Origin of the sequence: Micromonospora sp. NPDC047644 (genome assembly GCF_040704315.1) — a bacterium.
Taxonomy (GTDB): Bacteria; Actinomycetota; Actinomycetes; order Mycobacteriales; family Micromonosporaceae; genus Micromonospora.
Genome location: NZ_JBEYSY010000001.1, coordinates 261151 through 275215, shown reverse-complemented (window position 1 = coordinate 275215; position 14065 = coordinate 261151). Strand labels below are relative to the sequence as shown.

Here is a 14065-nt window from a genome sequence, read left to right as displayed (position 1 = left end):
GGTCGGGCAGATGAGTGTCGAGACGGTGCCTCGTCGCCGCCGGTTGGAGCCGGACGCGCGGCGCGGCCAGATCCTGGCCTGCGCGGTCCGGCTGTTCGGCGAGCGCCCGTACGCGGACGTGTCGACCACCGACGTCGCCCGCGAGGCAGGTGTGGCCCGCGGCCTGGTCAACCATTATTTCGGTGCGAAGAAGGACCTCTATCTGGAGGTTGTCCGGGTCATGGTGACGATTCCGGAGGTGGCTCTGGAGCGGTTGCCCAAGGGTGATCTCCGGACCCGGGTCGACGCCAGCGTCACCTGGTTCCTCGACGTGGTGTCCCGGCACAGCACCTCGTGGCTGGCGGCGGTCACCGCCCGGGGGATGGGCGGCGACGCCGACGTGGAGCGGGTGCTCGCCGAGGCCGAGGAGGTCGCCGCGGACCGGATGCTGGTCGCCGTCGGGCTGGCCGGCGAGGCGGAGCACCGCGAGGAGTTGCGCGGGATGGTCCGCGCGTACGGCGGGCTGGCGACGTCGACCGCCCGCGAGTGGCTTCAGCGCGGCGCGCTGACCCGAGCCCAGGTGCACCTGCTGCTCACCACCACCCTGCTGACCATCGTCGAGCAGGTCATCCCGCAGGCCCTCGCCGACAGGGGACCGGCCCGCCCCACGGAGGGCTGAGAGCAGCAGGACCCGCTCAGGCCGCGCGACGGCCGGTCCGACTCGTCCGTGATGCCGCAGCGGCGTGCCCCGCCCGCGATGCCGCGGCGGTCTTACCGCCCGAAGTGGCCTGATCAACCCGCGCCGCCGGGGCGACTGCACCGATCTGCGCCGCCGGGGCGGCGAACCGGTCGGCCGCCTGCGCCGGATAGGAGCCGGGGGGCACCACCCGCAGCGGCCGGTCCACCTCGTCGGCCCCGAAGCGCCAGCGCGACGGCGTCGGCTGCCGCTGTGGTGCCGGGCCACCGGGGCGCAGCCCGGGCCGGGACAGCAGCACGGTGATCAGGTATCCGACCACCAGGAAGCCGTGGCTGATCAGCCGTTCCCCGCCCACCGAACCGGTGGCCAGGTCGTTCACCGACAACAGCAGCAACGTGCCGACGAACGCGCTGAGCATCGGCAGTAGCCCGGCGGGCGGGCTGCGGCGCAACGCCACGAAGAGGAAGCCCGCGCCAACCGCCACGTTCCACGCCGCCGACTCGTGCCACAGGTGCTGGCCGGTGGGGTGCAGGTGGTCGGCGGTCGCGCCCCGGCCCACCTGGGCCAGGCCGAGCACCAGCTGCACCGCGCCGAGCAACCCGAGCGCCACCCGGAGGCCGGCGACGAGCGGGCCACGTCCGAACGCTGCTCGCAACCCGGCGGCCAGTTGACCCCGTCCGGGCACCTTTCGCAGGCCGGCGACCAGCGGGCCACGCCGCCACCGTGACCGGCGGGCCGGGTCCGCGCCGGCGGCGGCAAGGATCGCCGCCGTCCGGTCGGGCACATCGACCACCAATCGGGTACGAACCCGACGGGTCACCGCGGCCGCCGCCGTGAACCAGGCCCGGCAATCGGCACACCCGTCGAGGTGCCCCTGCACCGCCGCCAGTTCGGCGGCGGTCTCCTCCCCGTCCAGCTGCGCGGACAGGACCTCCCGCCACTGCTCACACCCCATGTACCGGTAGTCGCTCCGGCGGCCGCTCCGGTTCCCGGCGACCGTGACCCGTTGTGGAATACTCGCCGGATCATGACGCGTTACGGCCTGCTGATCCTGCCCGCCACCAACCGGGTGTACGCCCGCGCCGCAGTCGACCTCACCCGGGCCGAGCTGGAGATCTTCGGCCGCTCGGCGCTGGACGGCCGGATCGGCGAGCTGGACACCGAGGTCGTCGGAGGGGCGTCCTACATCACGTTCACCGGTGACGGGCTGACCGAGCGTGACCTGGCCGTCCTGGGCAACCTCTCCGCCGGGTACGCCTTGTTCGAGATCGTCGGTGAGCTGCTGCGGCCGATCGAGTGGAGCCGTCTGGACCGCTACGACGACGATCTGCTCACCATTCAGAAGTACCCGGGCAAGACCAACGAGCAGTTCACCAAGCTGCTGCTCAACGTCACACTGCTCGCCTCGGACTGGGCCGCCGAGATGACCAGCCGCCGGTTCCGGGTGCTCGACCCGCTCTGTGGTCGGGGCACCACCCTCAACCAGGCGCTGATGTACGGCTTCGACGCGGCCGGTATCGAGCGTGACCAGAAGGATGTCGAGGCGTACCGGGCGTTCGTCACCACCTGGCTGAAGCAGAAGCGCGTCAAGCACCGGGTGCTGGAGTCGGGGCCGGTGCGACGGGAGCGCAAGGTGGTCGGCCGGCGGGTACGGATCGAGTTGGCGCCGACCCGTGAGGAGCACAAGGCCGGCCAGACGCAACTGCTGGACGTGGTCAACGCCGACACCGCCCGCTCCGCGGAGTTCTTCCGCCCGGAGACCGTGGACCTGGTCGTCGCCGACGCGCCGTACGGCGTGCAGCACGGCAGCCGTACCGCTGGGCAGGGGTTGACCCGCGACCCGCTGGCGTTGCTGGCGGACGCCGCGCCGGTCTGGGCCCGGTTGTTGCGTCCCGGCGGTGCGCTCGGGATCTCCTGGAACACCCACGTCGCCAGTCGGGACGACGCGGCGGCGGCGTTGGTCGACGCCGGCCTGACCGTGGTCGACGACGAGCCCTACCGCGCGCTGCGGCACCGGGTGGACCAGTCGATCATGCGAGACGTGCTGGTGGCGCGCCGCCCGGCCTGAAGGGCCCCGCACCTGCGCCACAGCGCGCCATGAGCCGGCCCATCCGGGCCGCGCTTAGCCCCTCTCCCGCGCGCATTTCTCCCTTTGCTCTGCACCCGCGGAGGCGCCGCCTTTGCTCTGCACCCGCAGGGGCGCGCCGCCTTTGCTCTGCACCCGCGGAGGCACCGGCTACCGACCGTGAGTGTCGCCTCCGCGGGTGCAGAGCAAAGGGGGGACGGTCGGTGGTGAACCCTGCGGACCACCGAGGGGTCTGTGCCGCATTTCACCTGTTCAGTGGGCGGGCGTGAAAACCACGTCAAGAAAAGGTTCGCCCCCGTCATGGTCGCGTTATGACCCCTGCCGTTCGGCGGGTGGTGGGGCTTTGATTGCCCGGCGCGACCGGAAGGCGGTCGCGACGAACCTTTCCGGCTGAGGAGTCAGCGTGTCTGACGTGGTGTTCGTGGTCCTGACGGTGGTGCTGTTCGCAGTGCTCGCCCTGGTGGTCCGGGCGGTGGAGAAGCTGTGAACGCGGTCAACGCCGTTGGTCTGGTGCTCGCGGTCGTCCTGGGCGCGTTCCTGGTGTTCGCCCTGCTGTTTCCGGAGCGCTTCTGATGACCATGACAACAGCAGGCGTCATCTTCGTGTTGACGCTGGTGGCGGCCCTGGTCGCCGTCTACAAGCCGTTCGGCGACTACATGTTCCGGGCGGTCTCCGGCACCAAGCAGTCCCGCGTCGAGCGGGGCATCTTCCGATTGGTCGGGGTCAATCCGGCCGCCGAGCAGACCTGGGGCGTGTACGCCCGCAGCGTGCTGGCATTCTCCGCGGTCTCGATCCTGTTCCTGTACCTGTTCCAGCGGGTGCAGAACCACCTGTGGCTGTCGCTCGGGTTCGACCCGGTGGTGCCGCACGGCGCGTGGAACACGGCCGTGTCGTTCGTGACGAACACGAACTGGCAGTCGTACTCGGGTGAGTCGACGATGGGCCACCTGGTGCAGATGGCCGGCCTGGCCGTGCAGAACTTCGTGTCGGCGGCGGTCGGCATCGCGGTGGCCGTCGCGTTGGTACGCGGCTTCGCCCGCAGCCGTACCGGGCAGCTCGGCAACTTCTGGGTCGACCTGACCCGGATCACGCTGCGGATCCTGCTGCCGATCGCGGTGCTCGGCGCCATCGCGCTGATGATCGGCGGGGCGGTGCAGAACCTGTCCGGCGGCACCGACGTGAGCACGCTGACCGGCGGCACCCAGACCATCACCGGTGGTCCGGTCGCCAGCCAGGAAGTGATCAAGGAGTTGGGCACCAATGGTGGCGGCTTCTACAACGTCAACAGCGCGCACCCGTTCGAGAACCCGACCACCTGGACGAACTGGCTGGAGATCTTCCTGATCTTCCTGATTCCGTTCAGCCTGCCCCGGGTCTTCGGTCGGATGGTCGGGCAGAACCGGCAGGGCTACGCGATCGCCGCGGTGATGGGCATCCTCGCGTTCCTCAGCGTCGCCATCACCAACATCTTCGAGCTGGCCGGCCACGGGACGGTGCCGCAGGCGATCGGCGCGGCGATGGAGGGCAAGGAGGTCCGGTTCGACGTGTCGAACTCGGCCACCTTCGCCGCCGCCACCACGCTCACCTCGACCGGTGCGGTGAACTCCTTCCACGACTCGTTCACCTCGCTCGGCGGCATGATGACGATGGTCAACATGATGCTCGGCGAGGTCGCGCCGGGCGGCACCGGTTCGGGGCTCTACGGCCTGCTCATCCTCGCGGTGATCACGGTGTTCGTGGCCGGGCTGATGGTGGGCCGCACTCCCGAGTACCTGGGTAAGAAGATCGGGTCCCGCGAGATCAAGTTCGCCTCGCTCTACTTTCTGATCACGCCGATCCTGGTGCTCGTCGGTACGGCGGCGGCGTTCGGCACCGGCAACAACTCGACGGCGCTCAACGTCGGCCCGCACGGCCTCTCCGAGGTGCTGTACGCGTTCACCTCGGCCAGCAACAACAACGGCTCGGCGTTCGGCGGCATCACGGTCAACACGACCTGGTGGGACACCGCGCTCGGGATGTGCATGCTGCTGGGCAGGTTCCTGCCGCTCATCTTCGTGCTCGCGTTGGCCGGCTCGCTGGCCCGCCAGGCACCCACCCCCGCGTCCGAGGGCACCCTGCCGACCCACCGACCGCTGTTCATCGGCATGGTCGTCGGCGTCACCGTGGTCCTCGTCGCGCTGACCTTCCTGCCCGCGCTCGCGCTCGGTCCGCTGGCAGAGGGGCTCTGACCATCATGAGGAACGAGGACATGTCCGTCACGTCCGCCCCAACAGAGCAACTCCCCGGTACGCCCGCCACCCAGGGCAACCGGATCGGTGGGGGGCTGCTCGACCCCAAGCAGTTGATCCGGTCCCTGCCGGACGCGGTACGCAAGCTCAACCCCGCCACCATGTGGCGCAACCCGGTGATGTTGATCGTGGAGGTCGGCGCGGCCTTCACCACCGTCCTGGCGGTGGCCGACCCGTCGGTGTTCGCCTGGGCGATCACCATCTGGCTCTGGCTGACTGTCGTCTTCGCCAACCTGGCCGAGGCGGTCGCCGAGGGTCGGGGCAAGGCCCAGGCCGCGACCCTGCGGCAGGCGAAGAAGGACACCATCGCCACCCGGCTGATCGACTGGAAGCCGGGCGCGCGGGCCAACACCTACCGCGACGAGGCGGTGCCGGCGCCGGACCTGCGCCAGGGCGACGTGGTGCTCGTCGAGGCGGGCGGCATCATCCCCGGTGACGGTGACATCGTCGAGGGCATCGCCAGCGTCGACGAGTCGGCCATCACCGGCGAGTCGGCCCCGGTCATCCGGGAGTCCGGTGGGGACCGCAGCGCGGTCACCGGAGGCACCAAGGTGCTCTCCGACCGGATCATCGTGAAGATCACCCAGAAGCCCGGGGAGAGCTTCATCGACCGGATGATCGCCCTGGTGGAGGGGGCCAACCGGCAGAAGACGCCGAACGAGATCGCGCTGAACATCCTGCTCGCCGCGCTCACCGTCATCTTCCTGCTGGCCGTCGTCACCCTCCAGCCGCTGGCCATCTTCTCCAAGGCGTACCAGGCGGCCGCACCGGACAGCGGGGCGATCACCGACTCCGGTGTCACCGGCGTGGTGCTGATCTCGCTGCTGGTCTGCCTGATCCCCACCACCATCGGGGCGCTGCTCTCCGCCATCGGCATCGCCGGCATGGACCGCCTCGTGCAGCGCAACGTCCTGGCCATGAGCGGCCGGGCCGTCGAGGCGGCCGGCGACGTCAACACCCTGCTGCTGGACAAGACCGGCACCATCACGTTGGGCAACCGGCAGGCCGCCGAGTTCGTCCCGGTAGAGGGGGTCGACGCCGCGACGGTGGCCGACGCCGCGCAGATGTCCAGCCTGGCCGACGAGACCCCGGAGGGGCGCTCGGTGGTGGTCCTGGCGAAGAACGAGTTCGGGCTGCGCGAGCGCGAGCCCGGCGTGATGCCGCACGCCACCTTCGTACCGTTCACCGCGCAGACCCGGATGAGCGGCGTCGACCTGAGCCCGGACGCCAGCGTCGACGGCGGCGCGTCGGGCACGGCCCGCCGGGTCCGCAAGGGCGCCGCCGCAGCGGTGATGAAGTGGGTACGGGAGAACGGCGGCCACCCGACCGAGCAGGTCGGCGAGATCGTGGACGCGATCAGCGGCACCGGCGGCACCCCGCTCGTCGTCGCCGAGCACGTCGACGGTGCGCCCGCCCGCGCCCTGGGCGTCATCCACCTCAAGGACGTGGTCAAGTCCGGGATGCGGGAGCGGTTCGACGAGATGCGCCGGATGGGCATCCGGACCGTGATGATCACAGGCGACAACCCGCGTACCGCGAAGGCGATCGCCGACGAGGCCGGGGTGGACGACTTCCTGGCCGAGGCGACGCCGGAGGACAAGCTCGCGCTGATCAAGCGGGAGCAGGAGGGCGGTCGGCTGGTCGCGATGACCGGTGACGGCACCAACGACGCGCCGGCGCTCGCCCAGGCCGACGTCGGGGTGGCCATGAACACCGGCACGTCGGCCGCCAAGGAGGCCGGCAACATGGTCGACCTCGACTCCGACCCGACCAAGCTGATCGAGATCGTGGAGATCGGCAAGCAGTTGCTGATCACCCGTGGCGCGCTGACCACGTTCAGCATCTCGAACGACATCGCGAAGTACTTCGCGATCATCCCGGCCATGTTCGCCGGCCTCTATCCGAGCCTGGACGCGCTGAACATCATGCGGCTGGCCAGCCCGGAGTCGGCGATCCTGTCCGCTGTCATCTTCAACGCCCTGGTGATCATCGCGCTGATCCCGCTCGCCCTGCGGGGCGTGCGGTACCGGCCGGCCGCCGCGTCGAAGCTGCTCAGCCGCAACCTGCTGGTCTACGGACTGGGCGGCATCATCGTGCCGTTCATCGGGATCAAGATCATCGACCTGCTCATCCAGTTCTTCCCGGGGATTTCGTGATGCGCCTACCCACCTGGATCGCCCAACACCTCGCCGCGCTGCGCGCCGTACTCGTCTTCACGGTGCTGCTCGGCCTGGTCTACCCGCTGGCCCTGGTAGCGCTCGGTCAGCTACCCGGCCTCAACCACAAGACCGACGGTTCGCTGATCTCCTCGGGCGGGACGATCGTCGGTAGCGCGCTGATCGGCCAGTCCTTCACCGACGCCGACGGCAACCCGATCGCCCGGTACTTCCAGTCCCGCCCCTCCGCCGCCGGCGACGGCTACGACCCGACCTCCACCTCGGCCAGCAACCTGGGCCCGGAGAGCGTCGTCGACACCATCGCCACCGACCCCGAGGAATCCAGCGAGAGCCTGCTCACCCAGGTCTGCGCACGCAGCAAGGCCGTCGGGGAGCTGGACGGCGTCGACGGCCGACGCCCGTACTGCACCGACGACGGGGTGGGCGCCGTGCTCGCGGTGTTCCACGCCGACGGCCTGACCGGCCCGGTCACCCGAGTGGTCAGCGTCAACCAGGCCGCCCCGGCCACGCCGTTCGTCAGCGAGTACCAGGGGGTGACGGTGGAGCCGGCGCAGCCCGGCGAGGACTACGTGGCCGCCGGCGGGGTGGTCACCCCGATCCGGGGCGACGCGCCCGCCGACCCGGCGGTGCCCGCCGACGCGGTCACCGCCAGTGCCAGCGGCCTCGACCCGCAGATCAGCCCGGCGTACGCCGAACTGCAGGTGAACCGGGTCGCGCGCGAGCGCGGCGCGGACCCGGCGGCGGTCCGCAAGCTGGTCAAGGAGCACACCGACGGGCGGGCGCTCGGCTTCATGGGTGAGCCCGGCGTGAACGTGCTGAAGCTCAACCTCGCCCTCGACAAGCAGTTCGCCGCTCGCTGAGCACACCGCAGGCGGGGCCGTGTCCACCGGGCACGGCCCCGCCGGCCGATCTGAGCAGGGAGGATGTCCCCGTGCCACGCGGAGAACTGCGCATCTACCTCGGAGCCGCCCCGGGCGTCGGCAAGACGTACGCCATGTTGGAGGAGGCCCAGCGGCGGGCCGCGCGCGGCACCGACGTGGTGATCGGTTTCGTGGAGACCCACGGCCGTCAACACACCGCCGCGATGCTCGGTGACCTGGAACAGGTGCCCCGCCGGACCATCGACTACCGCGGCGCGGAGTTCACCGAGATGGACCTGGACGCGGTGCTGGCCCGCCGGCCGGAGATCGCCGTCGTCGACGAGCTGGCGCACAGCAACGTTCCCGGTTCCCGGCACGACAAGCGCTGGCAGGACGTCCAGGAGCTGCTCGACGCGGGGATCGACGTGCTGTCCACCGTCAACGTGCAGCACCTGGAGTCGGTGAACGACGTCGTCGCGCAGATCACCGGCACCACCCAGCGGGAGACCGTGCCGGACGAGATCGTCCGCGCCGCCGAGCAGGTCGAGCTCCTCGACATGACCCCGGAGGCGCTGCGCCGGCGGATGGCGCACGGCAACATCTACCGACCCGACAAGATCGACGCCGCGTTGGGCAACTACTTCCGGGTCGGCAACCTCACCGCGCTGCGCGAGCTGGCGCTGCTCTGGCTGGCCGACAAGGTCGACGAGCAGCTCGACCGCTACCGCAGCCAGCAGGGCATCGCGGCCACCTGGGAGGCCCGGGAACGGGTGGTGGTGGCGCTGACCGGCGGCCCGGAGGGCGAGACGCTGATCCGCCGCGCCGCCCGGGTCGCGGCCCGCAGCAAGGGTGCCGACCTGCTGGCCGTGCACGTGGCCCGCAGCGACGGCCTGGCCGGGGCGGACCCGGCCCAGTTGGCCCGCCAGCGGGTGCTGGTGGAGAGCCTGGGCGGCACGTACCACCAGGTGCTCGGCACCGACGTGCCGGCCGCGCTGCTCGACTTCGCCCAGGGCGTGAACGCGACCCAGCTGGTGCTGGGGGCCAGCCGGCGGGGCCGCCTCGCGCAGATCTTCGCGAGGGGTGTCGGGGTGACCACCACGGCGCTCTCCGGCTCGATCGACGTGCACCTGGTCACCCACAAACAGGCCGGCAAGGGCCGGAGGGCGGCGGCCGTACCGGCGGCACTGTCCCGACGTCGCCGGCTGCTCGGCTTCGGCCTGGCGGCGCTGGGCATGCCGCTGCTCACAGTGCTGCTGAAGACCCTGCCCGACCTGACGTTGACCAACGACATCCTGCTGTTCCTCGCTGGGGTGGTCGGGGTCGCGCTGGTCGGCGGGGTGTGGCCGGCCCTGGTCGCCGCGCTCGGCGGCTCGCTGCTGCTCAACTGGTTCTTCACCCCGCCCTTCCGCACGCTCACCATCGCCGAGGCGGACAACCTGCTCGCCCTGGCCGTCTTCGTCGGGGTGGCCCTGGCCGTGAGCTGGATCGTCGACGTGGCCGCCCGGCGTACCCGGGAGGCCGCGCGGGCCGCCGCCGACGCGCAGACCCTCGCCGCCGTGGCCGGTGGTGTGCTGCGCGGCGAACGTCCGCTGCCCGCCCTGCTCGACCAGCTCCGGGAGACCTTCGGGCTGCGCGCGGTGAGCGTGCTGGAGTTGGCCGAGGAGGCCAGCGGGCGACCGGAGCGGGCCCGGGAGGAGCACGCCTGGTGCGTGGTGGCGAGCGTCGGCGAGCAGCCGGCGTGCACACCGGACGCCGGCGAGACGGCGGTACCGGTCGACGAGCGGATCACGGTCGTGCTCAGCGGTCGGCGGTTGGAGGCGGCCGACCGGCGCATCGTCGAGGCGTTCGCCGCCCAGGCCGCCGTCGCGCTGCGCCAGGAACGGCTCGCCGAGGAGGCCGCCACCGCCCGGCCCCTCGCCGCCGCCGACCGGATGCGCACCGCGCTGCTCGCGGCGGTCAGCCACGATCTGCGTACCCCGTTGGCGTCCGCGAAGGCGGCCGTGACCAGCCTGCGCAGCCACGACATCGAGTTCGACGAGGCCGACCGCGAGGAGTTGCTGGAGACCGCCGAGGAGTCACTGGACCGGCTCGCCCGGCTGGTCGGCAACCTGCTGGACATGAGCCGGCTCCAGGCGGGCGTGCTGGGCATCTCGGCGACCGCGATCGGCCTGGAGGACGCCGTACCCCTGGCGCTCGACGAACTTGGCCCGGTTGCCGCGACCGTCGGCACGGACATCCCGGCCGACCTGCCGGCCGCCACCGCCGACCCGGGCCTGCTGGAACGGGTGCTGGTCAACATCGTCGCCAATGCGCTGCGGTACAGCCCGCCCGGTCAGCCGCCCACGATCACCGCGAGCGCCCACGCCGGCCAGGTCGAGCTGCGGGTCATCGACCGGGGGCCGGGCATCCCGGAGGACCAGTGGGAGCACGTCTTCCTGCCGTTCCAACGTCTCGGCGACCGGGACAACCAGACGGGTGTCGGCCTCGGTCTCGCCCTGTCCCGGGGGTTGGCCGAGGCGATGGGTGGCAGCATCACCCCGGAGACCACGCCCGGCGGTGGGCTCACCATGGTGCTGCGGCTGCCCGCCGCGCCGACCAGCTCGGAGGGGCCGCAGGAATGACGCGCATCCTGGTCGTCGACGACGAACCGCAGATCCTGCGTGCCCTGCGCATCAACCTGCGCGCCCGCCGGTACGACGTGGACGTGGCCGGCACCGGGGCCGCCGCGTTGAAGGCCGCCGCCAGCCACCCGCCCGACCTGGTGGTGCTGGACCTCGGCCTGCCCGACATCGACGGCGTGGAGGTGATCCGGGGCCTGCGCGGGTGGACCGCGGTGCCGATCATCGTGCTCTCCGGTCGGGCCGGCAGCGAGGACAAGGTCGCGGCGCTGGACGCGGGCGCGGACGACTACGTCACCAAGCCGTTCGGCGTCGAAGAGCTGCTGGCCCGCATCCGCGCGGTGACCCGCCGCCTCGGCGCGCCCAGCGGGGCGGTGCCAGCCCTGCGGATCGGCCAGCACACCGTCGACCTGGCCGACCACAGCGTGCGGCGCGACGACGGCACCGAGGTCAAGCTGACTCCCACCCAGTGGAGCGTGCTGGAGAAGCTGCTGCGTCACCCCGGCAAGCTGGTCAGCCAACGTCAGCTCCTCCAGGACGTGTGGGGGCCGGAGTACCAGAACGAGACCAACTACCTGCGGCAGTACCTGGCCCAGCTGCGGCGCAAGCTGGAGGACGACCCGGCCCGCCCCCGCCACCTCATCACCGAGCCGGGAATGGGTTACCGCTACCGCCCGTGAACCGTTGACACCCGCCGGAAGAGATTGAAGAATTTCGCTCGCAGCGGCAGCGGCGTGCTTCTGTAACCGTCCCCTCCACCGGTTACCCCTCGGGAGCCCGCCGTGTCCGTGCCTCTGCCCCTGTCCCGTCGTCGGCTGCTGGTCGCCGGCGGTGCCGGCCTCGTCCTGGCCGGCTTCACCGACCCGTTCCGGGCCGCCCCCGCCCGAGCCGCCGTCACCACCGCAGACCTTGTCGTCTACGGCGCCACCTCCGGCGGGCTGGCCGCCGCGATCACCATGCGCCGGCTCGGCCGCACCGCGGTGGTGGTGGAGCCCACCGGCCACGTCGGCGGGTTGAGCACCGCCGGGCTGGGCGCGACCGACACCGGCGTCCAGGCGTCCATCGGCGGGCTCGCCGCCGAGTTCTACCGCCGGGTGTACGTGAAGTACCACGGCGGAACCCTCACGCCGACGTCGCCGCTGCGGATGACCTTCGAACCGCACGTCGCCACCGCCGTCTTCGCCGAGATGCTGGCCGAGGCGGGCGTACCGGTGGTCGTCGACGCCCGGCTGGCCAGCCTGGGTCGCAGCGGGAACCGGATCACCGAGCTGCGCACCGAGGACGGCTCGATCTACCGGGGCGCGATGTTCGTCGACGCCACCTACGAGGGTGATCTGCTGGCCATGGCCGGCGTCGGGTTCACCGTCGGGCGGGAGTCCAACGACACCTACGGCGAGACGATCAACGGGGTGCAGTCGCGCAACACCCACCAGTTCGTCCACCCCGTCGACCCGTACGTGACGGCCGGCTCGCCCGCCAGTGGACTGCTGCCCGGCATCTCCGCCACCCCGCTCGCCCCGCAGGGCAGCGGCGACGACAGGATCCAGGCGTACTGCTTCCGGATGTGCCTGACCCAGGCGGCCAACCGGATCCCGTTCGGCAAGCCGTCCGGCTACGACCCGATCCGGTACGAGCTGCTGCTGCGCCACATCCAGGCCGGCTACGCGGGACCGTACTTCACCACCCACTCGATCGGTGGCGGGAAGACCGACTCCAACAACAACGGTGCCGTGTCGACCGACAACATCGGCTTCAACCACGCGTACCCGACGGCGAGCTGGGCGACGCGCGAGAGCATCATCGCCGAGCACCGCACGTACCAGCAGGGGTTGATGTGGTTCCTGGCCAACGACAGCCGGCTGCCGGCGTCGGTCCGCGACTCGACGGCCCGGTGGGGGCTGCCGGTGGACGAGTTCACCGGCACGGGCGGCTGGCCGCCGCTGCTCTACATCCGCGAGGCCCGCCGGATGATCTCCGCGTACGTGATGACCGAGGCCGACTGTCGGGGCCGGGTACGCGTCACCGACTCGGTGGGCCTGGCCAGCTACACAATGGACTCGCACAACTGTCAGCGGGTGGTGGTCAACGGCACGGTGCGCAACGAGGGGGACGTGCAGATCGGTGTGCCGGCGCCGTACCCGGTGAGCTACCGCGCGATCGTGCCGCACCAGGCGCAGTGCGCCAACCTGCTGGTGCCGGTCTGCCTCTCGGCGAGCCACATCGCCTACGGCTCGATCCGGATGGAACCCGTGTTCATGATCCTCGGGCAGGCGGCGGCCACCGCGGCGTCCCTGGCGCTTGCCGGGAACCTCGGCGTGCAGGCCGTCAGTGTGCCGGCCCTGCAGAGCCGGCTGCGTCAGGACGGCGCGGTGCTGGAGTGGGGCTCCACCAGCGAGGTGATCCTGGACAACGCGTCGACCAGCGGGATCACCCGGGCCGGAACGTGGCTGCGCAGCACCAGCATCGGTGGTTACTACGGCGCGGACTACGAGCACGACGGCAACACCGCCAAGGGCGTCAACCGGCTACGGTTCCGCCCGACGCTACCGGTCTCCGGGTCGTGGACGGTGCAGTTGCGCTGGACCGCCGACCCCAACCGGGCGAGCAACGTGCCGGTGGACATCGCGTACTCCGGGGGGTTGACCACCCGGACCGTCGACCAGCGGCAGTCCGGGGGTCAGTGGGTGCCGCTGGGCACCTATCCGTTCACGGCGGGCACCGAGGGGAGCGTGTTGATCCGCACCGAGGACACCGACGGCCACGTGATCGCCGACGCGGTGCGCTTCGTCCGGGCCTGACCGCTCGCGACGGCGGCGGCCTCCTGGCGGGCGGCGGTCTCCGGGCGGGCGGCGGTCTCCGGGCGGGCGACGGTCCTCGGATCCAGCGGCGGTGCCACCAGCAGCGGGTCGACCTGGATCACCTCGATCCCGAGCGGGCCCAGCATGCCCCGCAGGGCCGACTCGCACAGCTCCTCCCAGGGCTGCTCCGGACCCATGGCGGCGACCAGCAGCTCGGGGCGGGTGAAGGCGATGCCCACCCGTTGCCCCTGTGGGGAGCGGCCGGTCCGCACCGTCCGTACCAGCCGTCCCGGCAGGTCACGTACCGGAACGGCGTAGGTTATCGGGCCCTCGTCCATCGTCGGGTTGGTCCTTCCTGTTCGTGCGGCGGTTGCCGCCGGTGCCGCGGTTGCGGCGGTTGTTGGCTGTGCCGCGGTTGCGGCGGATGGAGCCTGTGCCGCGGTTGTGGTGTCATCGGCTGAATCGTTCGAGGTCGTGGGCGAAGCGGCGGATCGTCGCGGCCCGTGCCCAGGACGGCGTAGCGCCTGCATCCCGGCGAACGAGCGGTCGACCCCCACCACGA

The 14065-nt window shown here is 71.4% G+C and carries 11 protein-coding genes; 9 read left to right on the top strand and 2 right to left on the bottom strand.

The genetic code is table 11. The features are described from left to right. The first annotated feature begins 10 nt into the window (after positions 1-10). Entirely contained in the window at positions 11-658 is a 648-nt protein-coding gene (locus AB0877_RS01265; protein WP_366605579.1) for a TetR/AcrR family transcriptional regulator, read from the top strand. Between the two features lie 16 nt (positions 659-674). Here AB0877_RS01265 and AB0877_RS01260 read toward each other — a convergent pair whose 3' ends face one another. After that, positions 675-1631 carry a zf-HC2 domain-containing protein gene (locus AB0877_RS01260; RefSeq protein ID WP_366605577.1) on the bottom strand — a complete coding sequence of 319 codons (957 nt, stop codon included), beginning with the start codon at positions 1629-1631 and terminating at the stop codon, positions 675-677. A 72-nt stretch (positions 1632-1703) separates the two neighbouring features. Here AB0877_RS01260 and AB0877_RS01255 point away from each other — a divergent pair, with 72 nt between their 5' ends. The 8 genes from AB0877_RS01255 (at position 1704) to AB0877_RS01220 (ending at position 13503) form a co-directional block, all read left to right on the top strand. Continuing rightward, on the top strand, positions 1704-2744 hold the full coding sequence (locus AB0877_RS01255; protein ID WP_366605575.1) for an SAM-dependent methyltransferase: 1041 nt from the start codon (positions 1704-1706) through the stop codon (positions 2742-2744). Between the two features lie 501 nt (positions 2745-3245). Then, on the top strand, positions 3246-3335 hold the full coding sequence (gene kdpF / locus AB0877_RS01250) for a K(+)-transporting ATPase subunit F (protein ID WP_036410889.1): 90 nt from the start codon (positions 3246-3248) through the stop codon (positions 3333-3335). Continuing rightward, positions 3335-4990 (top strand): potassium-transporting ATPase subunit KdpA, encoded by a 1656-nt coding sequence (kdpA, locus tag AB0877_RS01245; protein ID WP_366605573.1) that lies wholly within the window; start codon positions 3335-3337, stop codon positions 4988-4990. The genes kdpF and kdpA overlap by 1 nt, the downstream gene beginning before the upstream one ends. A 20-nt stretch (positions 4991-5010) precedes the next feature. Further along, positions 5011-7206: a potassium-transporting ATPase subunit KdpB gene (gene kdpB, locus AB0877_RS01240; protein ID WP_366605572.1), complete on the top strand. Its 2196-nt coding sequence runs from the start codon at positions 5011-5013 to the stop codon at positions 7204-7206. Continuing rightward, entirely contained in the window at positions 7206-8087 is an 882-nt protein-coding gene (locus AB0877_RS01235) for a potassium-transporting ATPase subunit C (RefSeq protein WP_366605570.1), read from the top strand. Before kdpB ends, AB0877_RS01235 begins: the two co-directional genes overlap by 1 nt. Before the next feature lie 71 nt (positions 8088-8158). Beyond that, positions 8159-10708, top strand: coding sequence for a DUF4118 domain-containing protein (locus AB0877_RS01230; protein ID WP_366605568.1), 2550 nt, complete (start codon positions 8159-8161; stop codon positions 10706-10708). After that, positions 10705-11385: a response regulator gene (locus AB0877_RS01225; RefSeq protein ID WP_366605566.1), complete on the top strand. Its 681-nt coding sequence runs from the start codon at positions 10705-10707 to the stop codon at positions 11383-11385. Before AB0877_RS01230 ends, AB0877_RS01225 begins: the two co-directional genes overlap by 4 nt. Positions 11386-11487: 102 nt before the next feature. Further along, positions 11488-13503: an FAD-dependent oxidoreductase gene (locus AB0877_RS01220; RefSeq protein ID WP_366605565.1), complete on the top strand. Its 2016-nt coding sequence runs from the start codon at positions 11488-11490 to the stop codon at positions 13501-13503. On the opposite strand, the gene AB0877_RS01215 is transcribed toward AB0877_RS01220, so the two are convergent. Further along, the gene (locus AB0877_RS01215) at positions 13404-13841 is read right to left on the bottom strand and encodes an SAV_915 family protein (protein ID WP_366605563.1); all 438 of its coding nucleotides are present in this window, start codon (positions 13839-13841) and stop codon (positions 13404-13406) included. The genes AB0877_RS01220 and AB0877_RS01215 overlap by 100 nt on opposite strands. Positions 13842-14065: the final 224 nt, after the last annotated feature.

What these genes read in the sequence shown, in the direction of transcription:
- AB0877_RS01265 (WP_366605579.1), top strand. Translation starts at nt 11, where the DNA reads ATGAGTGTCGAGACGGTGCCTCGTCGCCGCCGGTTGGAGCCGGACGCG.
- AB0877_RS01260 (WP_366605577.1), bottom strand. Translation starts at nt 1,631, where the DNA reads ATGGGGTGTGAGCAGTGGCGGGAGGTCCTGTCCGCGCAGCTGGACGGG.
- AB0877_RS01255 (WP_366605575.1), top strand. Translation starts at nt 1,704, where the DNA reads ATGACGCGTTACGGCCTGCTGATCCTGCCCGCCACCAACCGGGTGTAC.
- kdpA (WP_366605573.1), top strand. Translation starts at nt 3,335, where the DNA reads ATGACCATGACAACAGCAGGCGTCATCTTCGTGTTGACGCTGGTGGCG.
- kdpB (WP_366605572.1), top strand. Translation starts at nt 5,011, where the DNA reads ATGTCCGTCACGTCCGCCCCAACAGAGCAACTCCCCGGTACGCCCGCC.
- AB0877_RS01235 (WP_366605570.1), top strand. Translation starts at nt 7,206, where the DNA reads ATGCGCCTACCCACCTGGATCGCCCAACACCTCGCCGCGCTGCGCGCC.
- AB0877_RS01225 (WP_366605566.1), top strand. Translation starts at nt 10,705, where the DNA reads ATGACGCGCATCCTGGTCGTCGACGACGAACCGCAGATCCTGCGTGCC.
- AB0877_RS01215 (WP_366605563.1), bottom strand. Translation starts at nt 13,841, where the DNA reads ATGGACGAGGGCCCGATAACCTACGCCGTTCCGGTACGTGACCTGCCG.